The 21,464-nt window shown below is 63.0% G+C and carries 19 protein-coding genes; 13 read left to right on the plus strand and 6 right to left on the minus strand.

Annotated elements, in window-relative coordinates:
• The first annotated feature begins 5 nt into the window (after nucleotides 1–5).
• Nucleotides 6–1,127: an FAD-dependent oxidoreductase gene (locus tag MNQ99_RS17110; protein WP_241913804.1), complete on the plus strand. Its 1,122-nt coding sequence runs from the start codon at nucleotides 6–8 to the stop codon at nucleotides 1,125–1,127.
• Nucleotides 1,124–2,050, plus strand: coding sequence for an alpha/beta hydrolase (locus tag MNQ99_RS17115; RefSeq protein WP_241913805.1), 927 nt, complete (start codon nucleotides 1,124–1,126; stop codon nucleotides 2,048–2,050). The genes MNQ99_RS17110 and MNQ99_RS17115 overlap by 4 nt, the downstream gene beginning before the upstream one ends.
• Nucleotides 2,051–2,429: 379 nt before the next feature.
• On the opposite strand, the gene MNQ99_RS17120 is transcribed toward MNQ99_RS17115, so the two are convergent.
• On the minus strand, nucleotides 2,430–3,371 hold the full coding sequence (locus MNQ99_RS17120; RefSeq protein ID WP_241913806.1) for an MBL fold metallo-hydrolase: 942 nt from the start codon (nucleotides 3,369–3,371) through the stop codon (nucleotides 2,430–2,432).
• 161 nt (nucleotides 3,372–3,532) lie between these two features.
• On the opposite strand from MNQ99_RS17120, the gene MNQ99_RS17125 reads away from it, so the two are divergent.
• Entirely contained in the window at nucleotides 3,533–5,248 is a 1,716-nt protein-coding gene (locus MNQ99_RS17125; RefSeq protein WP_241913807.1) for a CocE/NonD family hydrolase, read from the plus strand.
• A gap of 116 nt (nucleotides 5,249–5,364) precedes the next feature.
• Here MNQ99_RS17125 and MNQ99_RS17130 read toward each other — a convergent pair whose 3' ends face one another.
• Entirely contained in the window at nucleotides 5,365–6,339 is a 975-nt protein-coding gene (locus MNQ99_RS17130) for a LysR family transcriptional regulator (protein WP_241913808.1), read from the minus strand.
• A 183-nt stretch (nucleotides 6,340–6,522) separates the two neighbouring features.
• Between MNQ99_RS17130 and MNQ99_RS17135 the strand changes: the two genes are divergently transcribed.
• From MNQ99_RS17135 to MNQ99_RS17145, 3 genes are all read left to right on the plus strand, one after another.
• Complete coding sequence (locus tag MNQ99_RS17135; RefSeq protein ID WP_127515140.1) at nucleotides 6,523–6,711, plus strand: ferredoxin; 189 nt, start codon at nucleotides 6,523–6,525, stop codon at nucleotides 6,709–6,711.
• Nucleotides 6,708–7,883: an NAD(P)/FAD-dependent oxidoreductase gene (locus tag MNQ99_RS17140; protein WP_241913809.1), complete on the plus strand. Its 1,176-nt coding sequence runs from the start codon at nucleotides 6,708–6,710 to the stop codon at nucleotides 7,881–7,883. The genes MNQ99_RS17135 and MNQ99_RS17140 overlap by 4 nt, the downstream gene beginning before the upstream one ends.
• A gap of 283 nt (nucleotides 7,884–8,166) precedes the next feature.
• Nucleotides 8,167–9,429 (plus strand): hypothetical protein, encoded by a 1,263-nt coding sequence (locus tag MNQ99_RS17145; RefSeq protein ID WP_241913810.1) that lies wholly within the window; start codon nucleotides 8,167–8,169, stop codon nucleotides 9,427–9,429.
• 147 nt (nucleotides 9,430–9,576) lie between these two features.
• On the opposite strand, the gene MNQ99_RS17150 is transcribed toward MNQ99_RS17145, so the two are convergent.
• Both MNQ99_RS17150 and MNQ99_RS17155 read right to left on the minus strand, forming a co-directional pair.
• Nucleotides 9,577–10,347: a VOC family protein gene (locus MNQ99_RS17150; RefSeq protein WP_241913811.1), complete on the minus strand. Its 771-nt coding sequence runs from the start codon at nucleotides 10,345–10,347 to the stop codon at nucleotides 9,577–9,579.
• Between the two features lie 54 nt (nucleotides 10,348–10,401).
• Nucleotides 10,402–11,004, minus strand: coding sequence for a TetR/AcrR family transcriptional regulator (locus MNQ99_RS17155; protein WP_241913812.1), 603 nt, complete (start codon nucleotides 11,002–11,004; stop codon nucleotides 10,402–10,404).
• Nucleotides 11,005–11,059: 55 nt separating this feature from the next.
• On the opposite strand from MNQ99_RS17155, the gene MNQ99_RS17160 reads away from it, so the two are divergent.
• Nucleotides 11,060–12,253 (plus strand): MFS transporter, encoded by a 1,194-nt coding sequence (locus MNQ99_RS17160; protein ID WP_241913813.1) that lies wholly within the window; start codon nucleotides 11,060–11,062, stop codon nucleotides 12,251–12,253.
• On the opposite strand, the gene MNQ99_RS17165 is transcribed toward MNQ99_RS17160, so the two are convergent.
• Nucleotides 12,250–12,546, minus strand: a complete 297-nt coding sequence (locus tag MNQ99_RS17165; protein ID WP_241913814.1) for an antibiotic biosynthesis monooxygenase family protein — start codon at nucleotides 12,544–12,546, stop codon at nucleotides 12,250–12,252. The genes MNQ99_RS17160 and MNQ99_RS17165 overlap by 4 nt on opposite strands.
• Nucleotides 12,547–12,869: 323 nt before the next feature.
• A complete protein-coding gene (locus MNQ99_RS17170; RefSeq protein ID WP_241913815.1) occupies nucleotides 12,870–13,349 on the minus strand; it encodes a MarR family winged helix-turn-helix transcriptional regulator in 480 nt (159 codons plus the stop codon).
• Nucleotides 13,350–13,502: 153 nt separating this feature from the next.
• Between MNQ99_RS17170 and MNQ99_RS17175 the strand changes: the two genes are divergently transcribed.
• The 6 genes from MNQ99_RS17175 (at nucleotide 13,503) to accC (ending at nucleotide 21,357) form a co-directional block, all read left to right on the plus strand.
• Entirely contained in the window at nucleotides 13,503–14,897 is a 1,395-nt protein-coding gene (locus tag MNQ99_RS17175; RefSeq protein WP_241913816.1) for a 4-hydroxyphenylacetate 3-hydroxylase N-terminal domain-containing protein, read from the plus strand.
• Between the two features lie 65 nt (nucleotides 14,898–14,962).
• A complete protein-coding gene (locus MNQ99_RS17180; RefSeq protein ID WP_241913817.1) occupies nucleotides 14,963–16,525 on the plus strand; it encodes an acyl-CoA carboxylase subunit beta in 1,563 nt (520 codons plus the stop codon).
• Nucleotides 16,526–16,571: 46 nt separating this feature from the next.
• Nucleotides 16,572–18,116 (plus strand): class I adenylate-forming enzyme family protein, encoded by a 1,545-nt coding sequence (locus MNQ99_RS17185; protein ID WP_241913818.1) that lies wholly within the window; start codon nucleotides 16,572–16,574, stop codon nucleotides 18,114–18,116.
• The gene (locus MNQ99_RS17190; RefSeq protein WP_241913819.1) at nucleotides 18,106–19,698 is read left to right on the plus strand and encodes an acyl-CoA carboxylase subunit beta; all 1,593 of its coding nucleotides are present in this window, start codon (nucleotides 18,106–18,108) and stop codon (nucleotides 19,696–19,698) included. The genes MNQ99_RS17185 and MNQ99_RS17190 overlap by 11 nt, the downstream gene beginning before the upstream one ends.
• 34 nt (nucleotides 19,699–19,732) lie before the next feature.
• Nucleotides 19,733–19,966, plus strand: a complete 234-nt coding sequence (locus MNQ99_RS17195) for a biotin/lipoyl-binding carrier protein (RefSeq protein WP_241913820.1) — start codon at nucleotides 19,733–19,735, stop codon at nucleotides 19,964–19,966.
• Between the two features lie 14 nt (nucleotides 19,967–19,980).
• Nucleotides 19,981–21,357 (plus strand): acetyl-CoA carboxylase biotin carboxylase subunit, encoded by a 1,377-nt coding sequence (gene accC / locus MNQ99_RS17200; protein WP_241913821.1) that lies wholly within the window; start codon nucleotides 19,981–19,983, stop codon nucleotides 21,355–21,357.
• Nucleotides 21,358–21,464: the final 107 nt, after the last annotated feature.

Here is a 21,464-nt window from a genome sequence, read left to right on the forward strand (position 1 = left end):
GAATCATGAAGACTTCCGACATCCAGAACCTGAAGGTTGCCGTTGTTGGCGGCGGCTACGCCGGCGCTTCCGCCGCTCTGGCCCTGCTCCAGCTCGGCGCCGACGTCCACGTCTACGAGCAGGCCCCCGAGCTGGGCGAAGTAGGAGCCGGCATCGGCCTGCGCCCGCCGACGGTCGAGGTGCTGCGCAAGTGGGGCGTGTTCGAAGAGTTCGCCAAGGTTTCCGCCCCCTCGGACGCCATCGAGGTCTACCAGTCCAACGGCGAGCTCATCGCCCGCGATCCGTGGCCGGGCATCAACGAGTACGAGCAGACCAACCACTGCCGCATGGTCCACCGCGGCGACGTCATCGAGACCCTGCTGCGCCTGCTGCCGGCCGAGCGCGTGAACATCGGCCACAAGATGATCACCGTCACCGACAACGGCGACTCCGCCACCGTGAAGTTCGAGAACGGCGTCGAGGTCACCGCCGATCTGGTCCTGGGCGCCGACGGCATCCGCTCCAGCGTCCGCAACCAGATCTTCGGCGAAGTCCAGCCGGTGTTCTCCCACACCATCGCCATGCGCGCCGTGATCTCCGCCGATGACGCCTACGGCTTGGTGGAGAACGACAACTTCCGCGTCTACGTGGGCCTGAACGGCACCACCGTGTACTTCCTGCCGCTGCGCCACCGCAACCAGGTCTCCTTCGACATCACCGCCCCCAGCGACGACACCGCCTGGGCGCCGGAGGTCACGCACGAATACATCGGAGCGCTGCTGGAGGGCTTCGACGAGCGGCTGCAGAAGATCGGCCAGGAACTGGACATCGCCTCGATGACCAACCGCGGCGTCTACGACATCGAGAAGCAGCCGAACTGGCACACCAACAGCGTTGCCCTGGTGGGCGATGCCGCTCACGCCATGCTGCACCACCAGGGCCAGGGCGCCAACTCCGCCATGCAGGACGCCGCCTGGTTGGCCGACGCCATCAAGGACGGCGCCGACCTGCAGGATGCCCTGCGCACCTACCAGGCCAAGCGCAAGCCGATCACCGACGTGCTGCAGGACATCTCCCGCAAGCCGTTCGACATCGGTGACTCCTTCCCGGAGACCACGTCCTTCGAGAAGGGAGCTGGTGTCGAGTGACCATCCACCCCGAAATCGGCAAACTCCTCGCCTCGCTGCCGCCGTTCGACCACAGCACGCGGCCGGACCCCGAGGGCAAGCGCGCGGGCGACCTGCAGTTCGTCGCCCCGCTGGAGGACCGGCTGCCGCTGCACGCCGTCGAGGACACCGTTGCAGCCACGCCGGCGGGCGACGTCCCGGTGCGGATTTACACTCCGGCCGAGGCCGAGTCCTACGGTCTGCTGGTGTACTTCCACGGTGGCGCGTTCTTCTCCGGCAGCCTGGAAACACACGACCACGTGGCGCGCGCCCTGGCCAAGGAGAGCGGCTACAAGGTCATCTCCGTCGGCTTCCAACTGGCACCGGAGGCACCCTTCCCCACCAGCCTGCAGGAGTGCTACGGCGTGGTCCGCTGGGCCGCCGAGCAGGGCGGGAGCCTGGCCTGGGACGGCAAGAACCTGGCCCTCGCGGGCGACAGCTCCGGCGCCAACTTCGTGGCAGCGGTGACGGCTCTGGCGCATGACGAGGGCTTCGACCGGATCACGCACTCGGTGCTGTACTACCCGTCGGTGGACCTGGACTTCGACGAGGACCGCTACGCCTCGCTGCGGGAGAACGCCACCGGCTACGGCCTGGAGACCCCGGCGCTGAAGCCGTGGAACTCCTTCTACCTGGAGAGCGGCGCGGATCCCGCCGATCCGCTGGTCTCCCCAATCAAGCGCGAGGACCTCTCCGGCCTGCCGAAGGCCCTGGTCATCACCGCCGAGTACGACCCGCTGCGTGACGAGGGCGAACTCTACGGCCAGCGCCTGAAGGACGCCGGCGTGGACACCACGGTCAGCCGCTACGCCGGGGCCAACCACGGTTTCGTCCAGGACTTCTTCTGGATCCCGGAGTTCTACCGGGCCTTCCAGGAGACGTCGGAGTTCCTGAACCAGGGCTGAGCGCGTTCAGCATCCTCCGGCCTGCCGAAAGCGGCGGCACGGGTCTTCGGACCCGTGCCGCCGCTTTTCTGCTTTCTCTGCTCCGCCCTCCCGCTTTACGACGCCGTCCTGCTCCCCTTCGCGGTCCCGCGAGCCATCTTTAAGGGGCCCTACTTTAAGGGGCCCGACGGCGATGCCCGCTTCCCGGCGCCCCGCACCAAAGCGGCGCGCACCCAGCGAAGGGTGCGCGCCGCCGTCGTTCTTCTAGCTGCCGCCCCTGCCCAAACGACTGCGCGGAAATGGCCCCTCGCCGACGCGAAAAGGGGCCATATCCGCGCAGTGCTTTTGGAAGTGGGGGAGGTTGGAAGGTGGGGAGCGCTGATGCCCGCCACTCAAGCCGTCAGCGGGCCGCCTCAAACTCCTGGCGGTAGCCGTGCAGCGTGGTGAAGAACGGGGAGGGCTCCAGCGCCGGGTTTCCGGTATAGCCGATCACTTCGGCAACCGGCTCGAACGGGGAGTAGGCCGAGTCGGTGACCTGCAGCCCGTCCTTCAGGCACTGCCGGGCGGCGGCGGCGATGCGGGACTCGAGGTCGATGCTGTACTGCAGGGCCTCGCGGGCGCGCTCTGCGTCGAGGCCGATCTCGTAGGGCTCGCCGTTCGCGTCGCGGTACGGGTGGCCCAGGAAGAGGCGGTTGGGCCCGACCTCGTCGCGCAGGTACTCCAGGCTCTTCCGGTAGGCGGCCGGATCCTCGTAGCCGGGGAAGCCGTTGGCGGCACCGTGGGCCTGCACCGCGTCGCCCACGAAGACGTCGTTCTGCCCATCGATGACATAGGCCACGGAGCCGGCGGTGTGGCCGGGAATGTGGTGCACGGAGACGGTCACGCCGCCGCCCAGGTCCAGCTTCTCGCCGCCCTGCACCAGCAGGGTCGGCTCCATCTCGCCGGAGATGACCTTGTTGGCTGCCTGCGTCTGCTCCTCGAGGGCGTTCGGGTTGTCCAGGTACTGCTGGCGCACCTGGACGTAGTTGTCCACGTGTGCGCGCCGGGAGCGCAGCAGCGGGGCGTCGCCCTCGTGGATCACCACTTGCGCCTTGCGCCCGGTGAGCTCCCACAGGGCCTGGGCCCCGCCCAGGTGGTCGATGTGGCCGTGGGTCAGCAGGATCCAGCGCACGTCTTCGATGCGGCGGCCCAGCTTCTCGAGTTCGGGGATCATGCCCTCCACCGGCGACGAGGCGATCCCGGTATCCACAATGGCCGGTTCGGGGGCGTCGATGAAGAAACTGTAGAGGCCGAACCGACCCCACGGCGACACCAGCGGATGGACTTTCACTTCGTGCGTCAACTTGATCTCCTCAACTCCGAAACCGGCTGGGTGGTCCTCAACCATTGTGGGCCCCTGAACCTGTGGCCTTGCCCACAGCCACTTTATTATAATAATATGATGGGAGCGAATGCCCGCCCGGAGCGGCATGGGCGTTCGGCCGTTGACAAGGAGTTGCACACATGACTGATTTCACGACGTGGAATGCCGGTGGGGAAAAGATCGCCATCCGCAAGGACCTCCGGGTCCCGATGCGCGACGGCGTTGAGCTCGCCGCAGACGTCTACCAGGGCATTGACGATAAGCCGCGGCCGGCACTGGTGGCCCTGAGCCCGTACGGCAAGGAGCTGCAGGCCCTGGCGCTGACCACTCCGCCGCAGCGCCGCCCCAGCCCCATGTGGGACGGCTGCATCGAGGCCGGCGACATTGCCCGGATCGTCAAGGAGGACTACGTCCACGTCATCGGCGACCTGCGCGGTTCCGGCGACTCCGGCGGCGAGCACATCGGCAACTACAACGCCGGCGGCGTCTCGCTGGGCCAGGATGCCTACGACTTCATCGAGTGGGTCGCCGAGCAGCCGTGGTGCGACGGCAACGTCGGCATGGTGGGCATCTCCTACTTCGGCTCCATGCAGGTGCTGGCCGCCGCCGAGCGCCCGCCGCACTTGAAGGCCATCTTCGTCTCCGGCGGCCACTACGACTTCTACGAGACCACCTACCACGGCGGCGTCATGTGGTTCATGCCGCGCGCCGCCCGCGAAGGCCGCGGCGGCGACTCCGGCTGGGCCTTCACCGACGGTGTCAAGTCCCGCATGGTCGAGAAGTACTCCCCCGAGGAGCTGAAGAAGCTCGTCGCCCAGCGCCTGCAGGATCCGGACGTCGCCGCCTGGCCCAACCTGGTGCACGTGCTGAACTACCCCAAGAACCACGAGGCCTGGTTCGACATCGTGATGAACGAACTCGACGGCGAGTGGTACGAGGAGCGTAACCCGATCACGCTGGCCCCGAACATCGACATTCCGGTCTGGCTGCAGCTGGACCAGGGCCGCGGCTGGACGCTGGACGGCACCATCGAGCTCTACAACGCGCTCAAGGGCCCCAAGAAGCTGGACATCGGCCCCTACCCGCCGATGCAGTCGCGCCCCTTCATCGAGGAACACGACAAGATGTTCCGCTGGTACGACTACTGGATCAAGGGCATCGACAACGGCGTGATGGACGAGCCTGCGGTGAGCGTCTTCGTCGAGGGCTCGCGCGAGGTGGTGACCGCCGAGGCGTGGCCACCGAAGGAGATCGAGTACAAGTCCCTGTACCTGCGCCCGCGCCACAAGCTCTCCGCCGAGCCGGAGCTGATGGGTGCCGAGTACGCTGCGCCGGACGGCTTCTACCAGGCCCCGCTGACCGTGACGGACAAGGTCCAGATCATCAACTGGAGCACCGACACCTTCGAGGAGGCCACGGAGATGATCGGCACCGGTGCCGCGCACATTTTCGCCGAGATCGACCAGCCGGACACCAACTTCATCCTGCGCCTCTGGGACTACGCCCCCAACGGCAAGCGCCAGTTGATCACCAGCGGCTACCTCAAGGCCTCGCACCGCGAGCTCGACGAGCGCACCACCGAGGGCAACCCGTACCACCCGCACACCCGCTCCGTGCCGGTGGAACCGGGCAAAATCGAGGAGTACGCGGTGCGCCTCTACCCGTTCGCGAACACGTTCAAGCCGGGCCACAAGCTGACCGCGGAACTGTCCAACGCCGAGCCGCTGGCCGACGAGCACAACGCGCTTCTCCCGCCGGATGCCTTCCACCTGCCGGTGGGCCGCCCCGTCACGCACAAGATCTACCGCGACGCCGAGCACCAGTCCCGGCTGGTGCTGCCCTTCACCACGCGCTAACCCCAGAGGAACAACGACGGCGGTGCTCGCCTCGGCGAGCATCGCCGTCGACGCTTCTGCGCACCTGGGCGGGCACCGCCGTCGTCGTTGTCAGTGCGCCCCGGAGAAGGAAGGGGCTAGCTGGGTAACTTGTACCGGGCTCGCAGCGGCTCGGCCGCCTCGAGCAGGATTTCCCGCAGCCAGGTCTTGAAGGCGCCGTCGGCCAGCCACGGATTCCAGACCATGTCGATGCCCAGCGGCTCCACCGGGAACGGGAACTCCTCCACCCGCAGGTCGAACCGGCCCTCGAACTCCAGCCCCACCTGGTACCGATGGATCGCTACGCCGCGGCCGGACTGCGCAATCAGATGCGGCACGAACAGGTGGTCGGACACCCGCTGGCGCACCCGGTAGGGGATGCTCTTCTCGTCCAGAATTTCGTACGGACGCAGACGCTCCGAGGGCGAGTCGGGAAACACGTGCGGGACCTGCTCCAGCAGTTGCAGGGCGTCGGCGTCCCGGGGCTCGTTCCACGACGCCACCACCACCCACCGGTCGTCGTACAGGCGCTCCCGGGGATGCGGCGAGGGAAACGCCTCGGGCAACAGCACCACGTCGGCCGCGTCCTCCACAAACGGCGCGCTGGTGGCCACGCTGGTGGTGCGCAGCTGCAGCACGGTGTTCGGCGCGCGCTCCGCCAACAGCCGGCTGAGCTCGCTGCCGATCACGAACGCGGTGCTGTTGGTCATCGCCACCGTGATCAGCCGGGTATCCACGGCGGGGTCAAAGGACGATGCGCTGACAATCCGCGCCGCCTGGTGCAGCGCCTGCCGCAGCGGTGCGATCAGTTCCGCGGCGCGCGGCGTAAGCACCATTCCCCGGCCCTGGCGCACCAGGAGCTCGTCGTTGAGCAGGCGACGGGTCCGGTTCAACCCGTGGCTCATCGCCGGCTGGGACAGTCCCACCTTGCCGGCAGCCTTGGTCACGGACCGCTCCTCCAGCAACGCCAGCAGCGGCACCAGCAGGTTCAGGTCGACGGAGGCCAGCCGCGCCAGGTCCGCATCCATCGCGGTCTCCGGCCGGGCATCCGCCGGCGGATCAAGTGACGACATCGCAACCTCCGTTCGGGGTGAGCGCGGGCACATCCAGCGCTGTTCGCCCAGTCTAGCTATCTATTCATCCGATGCACACCACGGATAAAAACTATTCATTTGCCGAACACCAGCGGCCCTGCCAAGCTTTCAATAACCCGGTTTGTGAAGCAAGCCACACACAGATTCGAGTGGAGGACACCGATGGAAATCATCCTGGACCGGCCGCGCTGCGAAGGACACGGCCTGTGCGAGGAAGTCGCACCGCAGCTGATGCACCTGGACGATGAAGGCGAACTGGTGCTGGACGTGGTGCACGTCAACGAGGACCAGCTCGACGCGGCAAAGCAGGCCGCCCGGGTCTGCCCGGTCGCCGCACTCCGCCTGGCGTGACCGTGCGGCTGGAACGCATCGTCGTCGTCGGCAACGGCATTGCCGGCCTGACGGCCAGCGACTCGCTGCGCGCCGCAGGCTTCGACGGTCAGCTGACCATCGTCGGCGACGAGCACCACGCACCCTACAGCCGCCCGGCGCTCTCCAAGGCAGCGCTGCTGGACGCGGAGGAGATGACCTCCCACCAGCTGCCGCCTTCCACCCACGAGGCCCGCGAGCTCTTGGGCCGCCGGGCTCTGCAGCTGGACCCGGACCTCAAGACGGTAGTGCTCGACGACGGCAGCATCCTTCCGTACGACGGCCTGGTCATCGCCAGCGGCTCACGGGCACGCCGCTTGAGCAGCGCTGACCCGGCCGCGCGCAGGCATGAGCTGACCCTGCGCACTCTGGAGGACGCGCTGGAGTTGCGGCGCCGGATCGCCAACAAACCCTCGGTGGTAGTAGTCGGCGGCGGCGCCCTCGGCATGGAGATCGCCTCCGGCTGCCTGGCCGCGGGCTGCGAAGTTACGCTCGCCTCGCACCACCAGCCGATGGCCCAGCAGCTGGGCCCGCATCTTTCCGAGGTCTTCCTCGCCGCAGGCCTGAGCCAGGGCCTCAAGTTCGCTCCGGCCCGGGCCGTTGGCCTGCGCGAAGCGGACGGGCATCCGCTGGTGGAGCTGGCCGACGGTTCCACCCTTGCTACCGACCTGGTGGTCAGTGCCATCGGCGACATCCCGAACACCGGATGGCTGACGGACAGCGGGCTCCTGACCGGCGGACGGCTGGAAGTCGACAGCCGCGGCCGCTTGCGTCCGGACATCGTCGCCGCCGGCGACGTGGCGGCCTTCCCGACCGCCCGCGGCATCGCCCGGATCCCGCTCTGGACCAGCGCCATCGAGCAGAGCAAGGCCGCCGCCCTGGCCCTGCTCAACGGCGACGACGCCCCGGAGCTCGACTTCCGCCCCTACTTCTGGACCGAACAGTTCGGCCTCAGCCTCAAGGCCAGCGGCCATCTCCCGCTTGACGGCGCTCCCGAGTTCCTCGAAGGCGGCCCCGACGGCGGCCCCGCGCTCATGCGCTGGACGCATCGCGACGGCTCCGGCACCGCCGTGGCGCTCAACTACCGCATCCCCATCCCCAAACTGCGCCGCCTGGCCAACCCCACCCCCGCCCTCGTCGAGTCACCCGCCTGACCGCTGCCGCGTTTGCGGCAGCGAGCTCAGCCGAGTCTGGAGTGAGCTTCCAACAGCCTCTGCTTCGTCGCCGGTACGCTCTTCCCGCCCTTCAGATGACCGATGCACGCGCCAATGCGCAAAGGGATGCTCGGGGTCACGTATCCTGTGCAGGATCCACTCGCACTCAGCGGATCTCGAAAGTACAGAAGTTGGGGAAACACCACAAATGAAAATGCACTTGCGGCGCCCGGAAACAAACCGGCGCCCGCTCCGTCCGTGGCCAATGGTCATCGGATTCATCATGTCTCTCGCACTGTTGGGCTCCGGGGCAGCAGCCTTGCCGGAACCAGCATCGGCAGCCGTCCCCTCGTCGGTCAGGGGAGAAATTTCCGCTCAGACTCCGACGCTCTCCGGCACCCTCTGCGTCGGCAGGACGCTGACGGCCAAGCCCGGAAACTGGTTGCCGTCCGAAAGGACCCTTTCCTACCAGTGGCTGCGTAACGGCCGGGGTATTCAAGACGCCACTGGGCGCGATTACACCCTGGCAACCGCCGACTTGAACACGAAAATCTCGGTCCGGGTGCGCGGCGATCTGGAAGGGTCTGATTCGGTTGAACGGACTTCGCTTGAGCAGCATGTCGCCCCCTGCGCAATCGTTCCCACCCGGGCTCTAGTGATTGCCGGAGCAGCTAAACACGGACACAAGCTGAGGGCGGACTCGAAGTGGCCCGCCGGTGTCGTGACTACGTACGCGTGGTATCGGTCAGGCAAAGCCATCAGCAAGGCTACCAAGCCTTGGTACAAGCCGACCATCAAGGACATCGGTCGGACGATTACCGTCAAGGTCACCGCTACCAAGAGTGGGTACACGACTTATAAGACGACCGCCAAAGCCGTCAAGATCAGCAAGGGCAGCTTCAGAGTTATGAGCGCCCCCAAGGTGTCCGGCACGAAGAAAGCCACCCACACTCTCAAGGCAAGCAGGGGTAGCTACTCCCCCAAACCGACGTCCTATTCCTACCAGTGGTACGCCAACGGCAAGAAAATCAAGGGCGCCACAAAATCCAGTTATAGGCTATCCGGCAGCCAGATCGGCAAGCGGGTCGGTGTCAAGGTGACGGCCAAGAAGGCAGGCTACTCCAGTTACGCCATGGAGAGCTCCGCCTACAAGGTCGGCAAGGCCGTCTTTAAGCTGAAGACCCGGCCGAAGATTTCCGGAACAAAGAAGGTCGGCCACACCCTGAAGGCGTCCAAGGGCACTTACTCCCCCCGACCGACGTCGTACTCCTACCAGTGGTATCGCAACGGCAGCCCAATCAAAGGTGCTACCAAGTCCACCTACAAGGTGAAATTGGCGGACGAAGAGTACGACATCACCGTCAAGGTCAAGGCCAAGCGGACCAACTACACGAGCAATTACAGCATCAGCAGTCGGGTGTACATCCCGTACGACTATTCATCTGATTGGGAGGACGACGACGATTATGGTTTCTCCGGCGGATACTCCGGGTACAACGGGCCCCGATGCTATGCGCCGGGCGGCCGAACCTATACCCCGTGCTGATTGCGCCGTAGCCCTCGACTGACAAGGCCAGGAACTTCGACGGCGGTGCCTGCCCTCAGCGGCAGGCACCGCCGCTTTCACCTTAAGGGCGCACCCGAGTTCCTCGAGGGCGGCCCCACACTCATGCGCTGGATGCAGGGCTCTGCGTCAGCCGGGGGTGAGGACGCAGAACTCGTTGCCCTCGGTGTCGGCGAGGCACACCCATGGCACGTCGCCTTGGCCGAGGTCGGCGTCAGTGGCGCCCAGAGCGCGCAGCCGGGCCACCTCGGCCGCTTGATCGTCACCGGGATACGGCTTCACGTCGAGGTGGACACGGCCGCACACGGACTCCGGGTCCGGCGTGCGGAGGAACTCAAGGTGCGGCCCGACGCCTTCGGCCGAGCGCAGCCGCGCATGATCGTCGGTCACCTCGTGCAGGGTCCAGTCCATCGCCTCGCCCCAGAATCGGGCCATGGCCGGCGGATCCGCGCAGTTGACCACCACCGCGGCCACCGGCCCGATGTCCCGGTAGATCGGCCGAGGCTCCCGTACACAGAACAGGTTGCCCTCCGGGTCGGCCATCACCGTCCATGGCACATCCCCTTGGCCTATGTCGGGACGCGTCGCACCGAGCTCCTGCAGGCGCGTGACCAGCTCGGCCTGGTGGGCCGCCGACGTGGTGGCGAGATCGAGATGTGCGCGGTAGTTCACCGTCTCGGGGTCGGGGACGGTAACCACGTCGACGCAGACGGCGGCGGCGTCCGGCCAGTCGAACACCGCGGGTTCAACGTTGGTCACCCCGGGCCCCTCACTGGAAACGCCCCAGCCGAGCGCCTCCGCCCAAAACGCGCCGAGAGCCGAGTCATCGCAGCCTTGAAATTCACCTGGACAAGTCGCAGCGCCATACGGCCCGACCCTATACCGAAGAAAACCTGACACGGAGGAACAGCTTGGCGTTCGGGGCGCTTCTGCGCCGATTTTCGAGCGCTGTTGCTAGGACCGGGCCGCATGGGGCTGCCCGACGCCGGCTCGCATGATCGTGCGCACCGCAGTACGCGCGTGCTCCACCGGGTTGCTGGGCTCACCCCGGAGCAGGCTGCTGAGTACTCCGTTGTAAAGGAGCAGCAGGACCGCGGAAACCGTGGCCGGATCCGGGCAGCCTGCCTCTTTCGCCAGCGTCGCCAACCGCTCGGTGACCATCTCCGTGTCCAGGCGGATCAGCTCGAACACTGGGTCATCTTGGCCGTCCGTCGGCGCGGGGCGCTCCGACGCGGTGGCCAAGAAGCTGCACCACTGGGTCTGGTTGGACGAGGCCCGGAAGGTTTCAATGGCGTCGAAGACCGCCAGCAACCGGTCCTCCGCGGTGGTGGCACGCGCGATCGCTTCGTCCCAGTGCCGGGTCCAGCTCTCCAGCCGCCGTGCGAGCACTTCGCGCAGCAGGTTGTCCTTGGCGCCGAAATGTTTGTAGAGCGTCACGATCGCCACTCCGGCCGTTGCCGCAACCCGGTCCACGCCGGTCACGCTGATTCCTTGCTGGAAGAACAACTGCTCGGCCGCATTCAGGATGCGGTCGCGGGTGTTCAAGGGGTCGGCCATGGGGCTAGTATAACGCTCGTTATGGTGTAACGGTCGTTATGCAGTCGGAGGCGGGATGAGCAAGGAAACTATCGGCCGCGAAACCCGGCCCGGGCTCGGGGTGGCGTTCGCCGGGATGCTGTTGATCGCCGCAACCTACGGCATGGCCCGCTTTGGAGTCGGCCTCTTCGCCCCGCTCCTGGCCATGCAGCGGCCGGAGCTCACGGACGTCCTCGGATGGGCGGCCGCTGCGCAGTTCACCTCGTATTCCTTAGCTGCGCTGGCAGCCGCGCGGTTCGTTGATCGCGCTCCTCGTGCCGGTCTGCTGCTCGCCGGGGCCACCGCGGCTGTTGGGTGTCTGGGGGTCGCCTCGGCCTCGTCGCCGGCGATGTTCGTAGTGGCCGTCTTTATCGGCGGCATGGGCGGGGGCTTCGCCTCTCCGTCCTTGGTCCCGGTGATTGACGCGGCGGTCCCACCTCTAGCCTCCGCTACTGCGCAGTCTCTGGTTAACTCCGGAACGGCGGTCGGAGTGATCGGCGCCGGGCTAGTGGCCTCGGCCGCGGCGTCGGTCGGTCCGGCCTGGGTGCTCATGGGGCTGTTGTGTGCGACGACGGCGGTGGCAGCGTGGTACTCCGCGCGCTCACGGACCGATCTTGGGCACTCCGCCGGCACTGCCCCAGCGCGGAGGTCGAGCCGCGGGCCTCAACCTGGACCGTGGCGGCTACTCGTCATTCCAAGCATGGCAGCGGTCATTGCCGGTGCCGGCTCGGCCTTGATCTGGACGTTCGGCCCGCTGCTGCTCACCGACGCCGAATCCGTCGCTACCGAGCAGGCCGGATGGCTATGGATCGCCCTCGGCCTGGGCGGGTTCCTCGGCGTCCTCACCGGAGCACTGGTCCACCGGCTGGGCACACAAGCAGGATGGTGCTTCTTTGCCGGCGTACTGGCGCTGGCCATTGCAGGCGTCACGGTATCCGTGGCCACCGGCAGCTCCTGGACCGCCTATGCCAGCATGGCCGTCTTCGGCGCCGGCTACATGGGCCTGTCCGGCGTGCTCATCCTCTGGGCACGCAGCGTGTGGCCTGGCAGCGCCGGAGCCGGAACCTCCATGCTGTTTATCGCACTGGCAACCGGCCAGGCGCTGGGGTCTGCCGGCTTTGGGCTGGCCTTCGGTTCCGTGCCACCCGTTGTCCTCGCAGCTCTGGCCGCCGCCCTCCTCGTCCTCGGCGGCTTCGCAGCGCTCTTTCGTCGAGGGCAGCCCGCAACCTAATCCGCGAGTTCGACAACCTCGAACTCGAGCAGATCCGCACCGCTGGCGACCGGCTGCTGTGAGCTGTTGTGATCACGCGGCGCCCGATTGTCCCGCCAGTTCTCGAAATCCTCACGCGTGGCCCACTGGGTGTACACGAAGTAGCGGTCCTCACCGGCGACGGGACGCAGCAACTGAAAGCCCTCAAAGCCGGGAGCGGAGTCCACCGCATGCTTGCGTGCCGCGAAGCGGGACTCCAGCTCGGAACCCGAACCCTCCGGGACCTTCAGTGCATTGATGACGACAATCGACACGATTCTTCTCCTTCAATCCGTGGAACCCAGCCGGGGCAATGACGCTCCCACGCTACTCCGATCCTCGTAGGGCGCACAGTAGGAGAACACGCGTCGCACTAGAACCAGCCACCCCTCGCTGGATATCAAGGAGACAGCAGCGATGAGGCGGGATTACTGCATGCCCAAAAACGGTGGACCGCAAGCTAGCAGAAACCCATGTCCTCTCTGCGCTTAGGCGGTGGCCCGGTCGACTCTTTGGGACACGACAGCTGAACGCTTTAGGACCACTCGGGCCCGCCTAAGGTTCTTCACTAAAAATTCGAGGAAGCCCGCATGAACGGTTATTGCTTCACCACAACCAATTCGTGGTTGGGGGTGGTTGTTTCGATGCCGTGTGCGGTAGCGACGGTTTGGAGGAGTGATTTGAGTTTTTTCGCTTCGGCGTTGGTGAGGCTGGAGAGGAAGTCCTTTTCGAACGTGGCGGCAGTCTCGCGCAGGGAGTCGAGCAGGTCGCGGCCGTCCTTGGACAGAACGAGGGAGTGTTCGCGCCGGTTCTCGAGATTTCTTTCGCGGGAGAGGTAGCCGCGGGACTCAAGTTCGTCCAGCAGGCCGACCATCGCGCTTCGGTGCACCAGGAGGCGGTCGCTGAGCGTTTGCTGGGAGATCCCCGGATCGTCCCGCAACTGGCTGAGGATGACGTACTGCCGGGGGTGCAGGGCATACGACTTCATGCGGTTCTTAAAGTCACGCACCGCGAGGTTGCCCAACTGGCCTAACAGGTATGTGATGCCAAGGGCCGCATTGCGGGGTTCGTCTGCCATGAAGTCGGTCCAATCCTAGAGTTCGTTTGTGGAGCCTCCTACCCACCAGTATAGGGAAACCCCCAAACAGTTCCGAATAGTAATTGTTGATATCGTGAACAAGTGCTAATCTCCTGTTACCTAGACCACACGCAGTGAAAGGGAGGCCCGTCAATGTTGACCGGCGCACAGTATCTTGAGTCGCTCGCCGACGGGCGCGCAGTATTTTTCCGGGGCGAACGCATCGCGGACATCACGGCGGTGGGCGAGTTTGATACCACCCTGAAGCGCTTTGCCGACGTTTACGACCGATTCCATGACGCTGGCGGAGATGCTGTTAATCCTCTCTTCGCCTCCCCGCGCAGTCCGGAGGAGTTGCGGGAACGGCTTGACCAACTCCACGGCGCCGACATGCTCGTGCACCTGACCTACCAGTCCTTCATGGCCCTGCTCACGGCTGCGGATCGGCTCGACGAGGTATTCCCCGAAGGCTCGGGGCGAATCCGCAAGTATGTCGAGGACTGCCGCCGCCGTGACGTGCGCATGGTTCAGTGCATCACCGACGCCAAGGGCGACCGTTCCTTGTCTCCAGGCGCCCAGCCGGACCCCGATCAGTATCTGCGGGTAGTGGAGCGACGCCCTGATGGTGTCGTCATCCGGGGCGCGAAGCTACATATCACCGGAGCCGCGATGGCGCACGAGATGATGGTCATGCCCACCAAGCGCATGAAGCCGGGCGAAGAAGCTTACGCCATCGCCTGTGGCGTTCCCGTGAATGCGCCCGGGGTTAAGATCGTCGCCGTTTCACCGGTCGCCGAAACCGAACCCGATCCGCGTGACTACCCGCTGAGCTGGAATCGTGCGATTCCTGAGGGTTTCGTGATCTTCGACGATGTGTTCGTGCCGAATGAGCGGATATTCCTCGAGGGGCAGATCAATGAGGCCGCGGTGTTCGCCCACAGCCTCGGGCTCTGGGAGCGGATGGGAGCCACAGCCGGCCAGGTGAACCGGGCAGAGCAGGCCGCCGGTCTGGCACAGCTGATTGCCGAAGCCAACGGCACCCACAAGATCAGCCATATCAACGACAAGATCAACGAACTGGTCCTGAACGCCACCCTGCTCCGGGCGGCTCTTGACGCTGCCATGGTCCACGCCTCCGTATCCAAGGAAGGCGTTTACTCGCCGAACGAGCTCTACATCAACGCAGCCAAGGTGTTCGCGGCCACAGGCTGGAGCACAGCAGTGCGCAACCTGCAAGACGTAGCCGGCGGTTCCATCGTCACATCACCATCCCTGCGGGACCTCGACAACGACGAACTCAACGGACTGCTCGACAAATACATGGCCGGAGCCGGGGAATCCGGCGAATACCGCATGCGGCTGTTCCATCTGATCCGAAACCTGACCGCAGACGGTTTTGGCGGATGGACGAACGTCACGACGATCCACGCCGGCGGAGGCATCTACGCACAGCGGTACGTGATGCGGAGCCGCTTCGACATGGAAGCAGCCAAACGCAAAGCCCTGCAAATGCTGCCCCAACCGGCCCAGCCCATCGGAGCCCAATAATGCACCAAACACCCACACCCACACCCACAAACAAGACCACCCCGCCACCCAACGCCAGTGCGCGCTTGCGCGACGAAGGCCAGCAACGCCTTGTTGACGAACTTCACCGGAGACGTGGCGCAGTCAGGGACCGCTTCGACAGCGCCGCCGTGCGAGAGCGGCTTGCCGAACTGGGGGCCCAATCTGTGCGATCGCGGATCGACGAGATCTGTGACGACGGGAGTTTTGTCGAAACAGGAACCTTCGTCGTATCTGGTCGCCCTGACGATGAGGCGACAACGCCTGGTGATGGAAAAATCGGCGGGCATGGCAGTGTCGGCGGCCGGCCCATCACGATTATCGGCGATGACGTGACTGTGAAGCGCGGCAGCACCGCGACTATGGGAACGCGTCGCAAAAAACGCTTATTTGCCCAAGCACTACAGCGTGGTAATCCATTCGTAGTCTTAGGCGAGAGCGCCGGAGCCCGGATCCCCGACATCCTCGGCGCTGAGGGCCTGACCGAGATGGACCTGGACCGAGCGGCCGCCACGCGGCAGCGTCGTATCCCGATGGTGAGTGTCATCACCGGTCAGTCTTACGGCGGATCCTCCTTTGCGGCGGCTCATTCCGACATCGTCGTTCAAGTCAAGGGGGCCTGCACGTCAATCACGTCCCCACGTTTGATTGAAGTTGCTACTGGCGAATCCGTGACGGCCGAGGAGCTGGGCGGTCTTGACGTGCATCTTAGTAAAACCGGACAAGTAGATTTTGGGGCTTCGGATTTCAGCGAAGCGGCGGACATCGTGCGTAACGTCCTGGGGTATCTTCCGTCCAACGCGGACCGAGTGCCGGAGCGACTGGACTTCGATGTGAAGTCTCTAACCGACGGCACGTTGGCGGACCTCGTTCCGAGTCGAATGAGGCGCGCTTATGACATGCGCAGGGTACTGCGGAGGCTTTCCGATGACGGACAAATCCTAGAAATCCAGCCGGACTTCGGCAAGCCACTGATTACCGCCTTTGCCAGGATCGGAGGCTATTCAGTCGGGATACTCGCCAGTCAACCGATGGTTCAAGCTGGAGCGCTTGATCCTGACTCATGCGATAAGGCCGTCCGCTTCATTTGCCTCTGTGAGTCTTTCAACCTTCCCCTGATCTTTCTCCAAGATCTGCCGGGCTTCATGGTTGGAAAGTCCGTCGAGCATAATCGGCTACTCGCAAAAGCGATCATGATGCAGCAGGCCTTCTCGCTAACGACCGTTCCAAAGCTGACGGTAGTGATGCGCAAGGCGTACGGGTTTGGATACTTCGCGCTGGGTGGTGTCTTTGAGGCCGTGGACGGGCTCTATGCCTGGCCAAGCGCCGCCTTTGGATTCATGGATCAAAAGGCAGGTGCGCAAGTCGTCAGAGGACGCGATTTGGGCGGCTTATCGGCAACTGAGCGTCAAAGTGTGCTGGCGGAATCCGGGGAGGAGTTTGACACGGAATTCGACGCATATATTCCAGCTAAGCGCATGAGGATCGACGAAGTGATTGATCCCGCCGAGACAAGGCTGACTCTTGTGAGAGACCTTGAACGGCTTGTCCCACGCTACGCAGAGCAAACGCACGATAAGCCGCTAATGAGCTGGCCGACACGGTGGTAGTAGCCATCAGGCCCAATGTTTCCGTTTCGAAGAGGGGAGAGCTTTAATGTTGAACTATCAAGAGCTGGTCCGCACGCTTGGGAAGGCGAACGAGACCCGTATCGCCATCGAAGACACTGAGAAGTCCTATACCTACGGAGAATGGCATCGGGACACCACGCGTGTTGCAGCAGGGTTCATTCAAAAGGGGCTGTGCCCCGGTGACGCAGTGGTTTGGCTGAGCCCAAACTGTGCTGACTACCTGATAGCTTATTTCGGCACCGCCAAGGCGGGGCTGCGATTCAGCCCACTCAACTTCTGGCTGCGGGGACCGGAACTTCGAGCTGCTCTTGAGCTTGTGCGCCCTGCCTGCATCATCGTGCACCCTGACTACCTCGAGAAGATGACGGAAGTGTCCGACGGCCTGGGAATCGAGCGTCGGTTTGTCCTGACTGATTCCGATGCGTCGCTGCCGAAGGGATGGGAGCGTTGGGAGAGTCTGTTTGTGGACAGCGACCCCGACGCTGTCTTCGCAAGTGACGAGAATTCGCCTCACGAGATCATTTTTACAAGTGGTACGACCGGTCAAGTCAAAGGCGTGGCGAGAACGCAACGGCAGAGGATCATGGAAGCAATCGTCTCTGTTATGGTGCAACCGCAAGGCCGGCGATCTTTCGTCCTGCGGGGGGCACCGCAGTTCCATGTCGGAGGAGGAACCGGTCCGCTACAAACGCTCCTGCAGGGTGGTAGGACGCGTATCTACAAATTCAATCCAAACCGGGCAGCGGGTCACATAGAACAAGGGATCACACACATCTCTGGCGTTCCTGCCCAGTTCGAGTTGTTGTTCGAATCCGGTGCCCTGGACGTTGTCGATACAGGCAAGATCCAGTACTGCGGTATCGGCGGCAATGGTGCAGCTCCTGACCAATTTCTGCGCATACAAAAAGCGTTCCCCAATGCGCAACTTGTGCACTTCTACGGCTCGACCGAATCGGGGATGGTCTCCTCGATTAGCGGTGACGAGTTCCACGAGAGATTATCGTCCATAGGCCGGCCCGCACCGGGAGTTGAAGTGAGGATTGTTGACGATCATGGCAACGAATTGGGGCCTGACGAGGTCGGCGAAGTGCAGGTGAAGTCTGAGTTTTTGATGACCGAATACTACGGACGCCCAGACCTCACTTCAGAAGCATTAACTAAGGACGGCTTCCTCATGATGGGAGACCTTGCCCGAATGGATGCGGAGGGATATCTGTACATTGTCGGCCGCAAAAAAGACATGATTATTTCGGGCGGCGAGAATATTTATCCCAAGGAAGTCGAAGACGTCATCACCACTGTCAACGACGTTGCAGAAGTAGCCGTCATTGGCGTACCCGATCCAATCTTTGAAGAGCGCGCGCTCGGGATTGTCAAACTATCTGGTCCCATTGCGCGAACCGAGGAAGATATTCGCCAAGACATCACGGAACGTGTGCGTGAAAGACTCGCAGGCTATAAGGCGCCGAGAGAGGTGCACTTTGTAGACGAGTTTCCGCGCAACGCGCTCGGAAAAATCGACAAGGTCGCTCTCCGCGAACAGTACTCCGGAGTACTGAATGCGCGCTGAAGAACAATCGGAAGTTCTGTTGTCGCAGACTCCAGCACCGGTCTCCTGGGAGCATGAAGTCCAGGAGATTGAGGCTAGGCGCAAGCGCGCTCTGAGAATGGGCGGAGAACAGGCTGTCGAACGTCAGCATGCCAAAGGGAAGTGGGACGTTCGAAAGCGACTATACAATCTCCTGGACGCCGGCTCTTTTGAGGAAATCGGCGGACTCACTGGAGTGGCCGACGAGTCACAAGGCGAACTAGGTTCAAGCTTCATCCCCTCCAATGTCGTAACTGGTATTGGGCAAATCAACGCGCGAGACGTGGCAGTTGCTGCTGACGATTACACTGTCGGACATGGAACCCCCAATGAGGCCAGTTCTGCCAAACGGACTCATATCGAAGAATTAGCTTCCGAGCTGCGGATGCCGTTGATTCGGATTGTGGACATGGCCGGGGCGAGTTTAAAGAGCATTGAAGATCGCGGCTATACCATGTTGCCGGGCGCTAAGTGGGACTGGCTTTCCATATTGTCTCAAGTGCCTGTTGTTTCCATCGCAAGTGGTCCCAGCCCGGGATTGGGCGCGTGGAGGGTGGCGGCCTCGCACTTCTCTGTTCAAGTGAAGGGCATTGGGCAAGTTTTCGCGGCGGGCCCGCCTATTGTTGCTGCAGGCATGAACCAAATCCTGACAGCAGAGGAACTCGGCGGCTCGGATGTTCATGCTGGACATAGCGGCGTTGTAGACAATCTAGCCATGGATGAGGCAGACGCGCTTCAACAGGCACAAAGATTCTTGTCATATCTACCGCCGAGTGTGCATGATCTTCCCTCGCGACTGTCGACTCTAGACGATCCAAATCGTCGTGAAGATTCGCTCCTCACGGCGATTCCGAGGAATGTGCGTAAAGTCTATAATTCTCGCCGTATTTTCAATGCCGTTTTTGACCAGGACAGTGTATTCGAGATAGGTCGAAACTGGGGAAGATCGAGTGTAGTTGGATTCGCACGTCTGGACGGCTATCCAGTGGGGTTCATTGGAAATGATCCGAAATTTTACGGTGGTGGCATGGACGACGCAGCGGCTGAGAAACTGACGCGTCATATCGATCTATGCGATACCTTTCACTTGCCTGTAGTTAATTTGGCAGATCAGCCTGGGACTCTAATAGGCCTAGAAGCGGAGAAGCGCGGAACGATCCGACGCGGATTACGGGTGCTTGCCGCCGTCGAACAGGCATCGATTCCGTGGTATACGGTGGTCGTCCGCCGCCTGTTTGGGGTGGGAGGCGCTGCGTATGGGCCATCGCGGCGACTGGACAACAGGATCGCCTGGCCTTCTGCGCGTTGGGGGCCCATGCCCATTGAGGGCGGTGTGGATGCTCTATATAAGAGCGATATCGAACAAGCAGTTGATCCTGATGCCCGACGACGCGAGCTTGAGGAGCAGTTTGCTGCCCTTGGCTCCCCGCTTCGTACAGCGGAGAGGTTCGGAATCAATGACGTTATCGACCCAAGGGACACTCGCCCCATCTTGTGTCGCTGGGTTCGGCGGGCCTACGGAACGCTTGAAGCGGGTGTCCGTGAACGTACCGTCCGTCCGTGACCGTAGTACTGAAGAAAGTTGAGGGATTAGCCCTGTGACAATCGTTGAAGCCGAACTGACGGCTGTTGTGTGGAAGATGCTCGTACAAGTAGGGGATGCAGTCGACGAAGGTGACGAACTGCTCATCCTGGAATCAATGAAGATGGAGATTCCTGTCGAGGCGGAAAGCCCGGGAATCGTCCATGAGATACATGTCAGCGAGGGAGATGCGGTCAGTCCTGGCGCCCCAGTGGTGACGCTCAGGCCTGGATCAGGCGCATCCCTGTAGAGGAGGGTGACGAGATGTTTTCAAAAGTTCTCATTGCGAATCGTGGAGAGATCGCGGTTCGCATCAATCGAGCGTTGCATGAAATGGGCATAGCCACCGTTGCAGTGCACTCGGAGATCGATGCCGATGCACTTCACGTTCAAGTTGCGGATGAACATGTATGTATAGGCGGCAACGCCGTTTCGGAAAGCTATCTCAATATCGAACGCGTTGTAGGAGCAGCGGTAGCTACAGGAGCGGACGCCATTCACCCTGGGTACGGGCTGCTGGCCGAGAATCCCCTGCTAGTCGACGCGTGCGAGGCGGCTGGAATCACATTTATAGGTCCAGACGCGTCGGCACTGCGTCAGATGGGTTCAAAAATCGAAGCCCGGAGTCTCATGGAGCAGGCGGGCGTGCCTATAGTCCCCGGCGTATGGAAGGCGGTGACGGATAGCGATGAAGTTCTAGCTATCGCCAACGAAATAGGCTTCCCTATAGTCGTGAAGGCTTCCGGTGGAGGCGGAGGTCGGGGTATGCGCGTCGCACGAACGGCGACGGAAGTGCAACAGGCGTTCGAGGGTGCAGTCAGCGAAGGCGAAAGATTCTTTGGCGATCCCTCGGTATATGTCGAAAAATACCTCGATGACCCGCGCCACATCGAAATCCAGATAATCGGTGACAAATTCGGAAACATCGTGCATCTATTCGAGCGCGACTGTTCCGTCCAGCGCCGGCACCAGAAACTGATTGAAGAATCTCCGGCACCAATTCTTACAGTTGAAGAAAGAACTGCTATCGGTGAGACAGCGATTCGCGCTGCCCGCGCCGTTAATTACCACTCATTGGGCACCGTGGAGGGATTATTTCAAGATGGCAAATTCTACTTTCTCGAGATGAACACTCGAATTCAAGTCGAACATGGAGTGACCGAGATGGTCACTGGCATAGACCTGGTCAAAGAACAAATTCGGGTAGCTGCGGGGGAGCCACTGTCGTTCGACCAAGACGGAGTTCAAGTCCGGGGCCATGCGATCGAATGCCGCATCAACGCAGAGGACGCTGCGAAATCCTTCCTCCCGCAGCCCGGACGAATCACGCGATGGATCGAGCCCGAGGCGGACGGGGTAAGGGTCGACAGCGGAGTATCCACAGGTGCGGAAGTGACACCCTACTACGACCCACTCCTGGCCAAGCTGATAGCTTGGGCGCCAACCCGGGCCGAGGCGACTGCCCGCATGCTTCAAGCGCTTGAGGGCATGGAAATTGAGGGCGTCACCACCCTCTTGGCCTTCCATCAGCGGCTCCTGTCCTCAGAAGAGTGGGCCAGCTCCGAGACTTGCAGGAACCTCATCGAGAATAAGCAGTGGCTGCGGGCGACGGATCGGGCGCCGAACTTGGCGCGAGCTTGAGAGGGGATACAGAGGGACTCGGCTAGCTAACCGACGAAACTATATTGATCTGATATCGCAGTCCAGATCCGATTGCAGTCGAACTGCCTGAAATCGTGACGATGGAC

The sequence above is a fragment of the Arthrobacter sulfonylureivorans genome, assembly GCF_022637435.1.
GTDB lineage: Bacteria > Actinomycetota > Actinomycetes > Actinomycetales > Micrococcaceae > Crystallibacter > Crystallibacter sulfonylureivorans.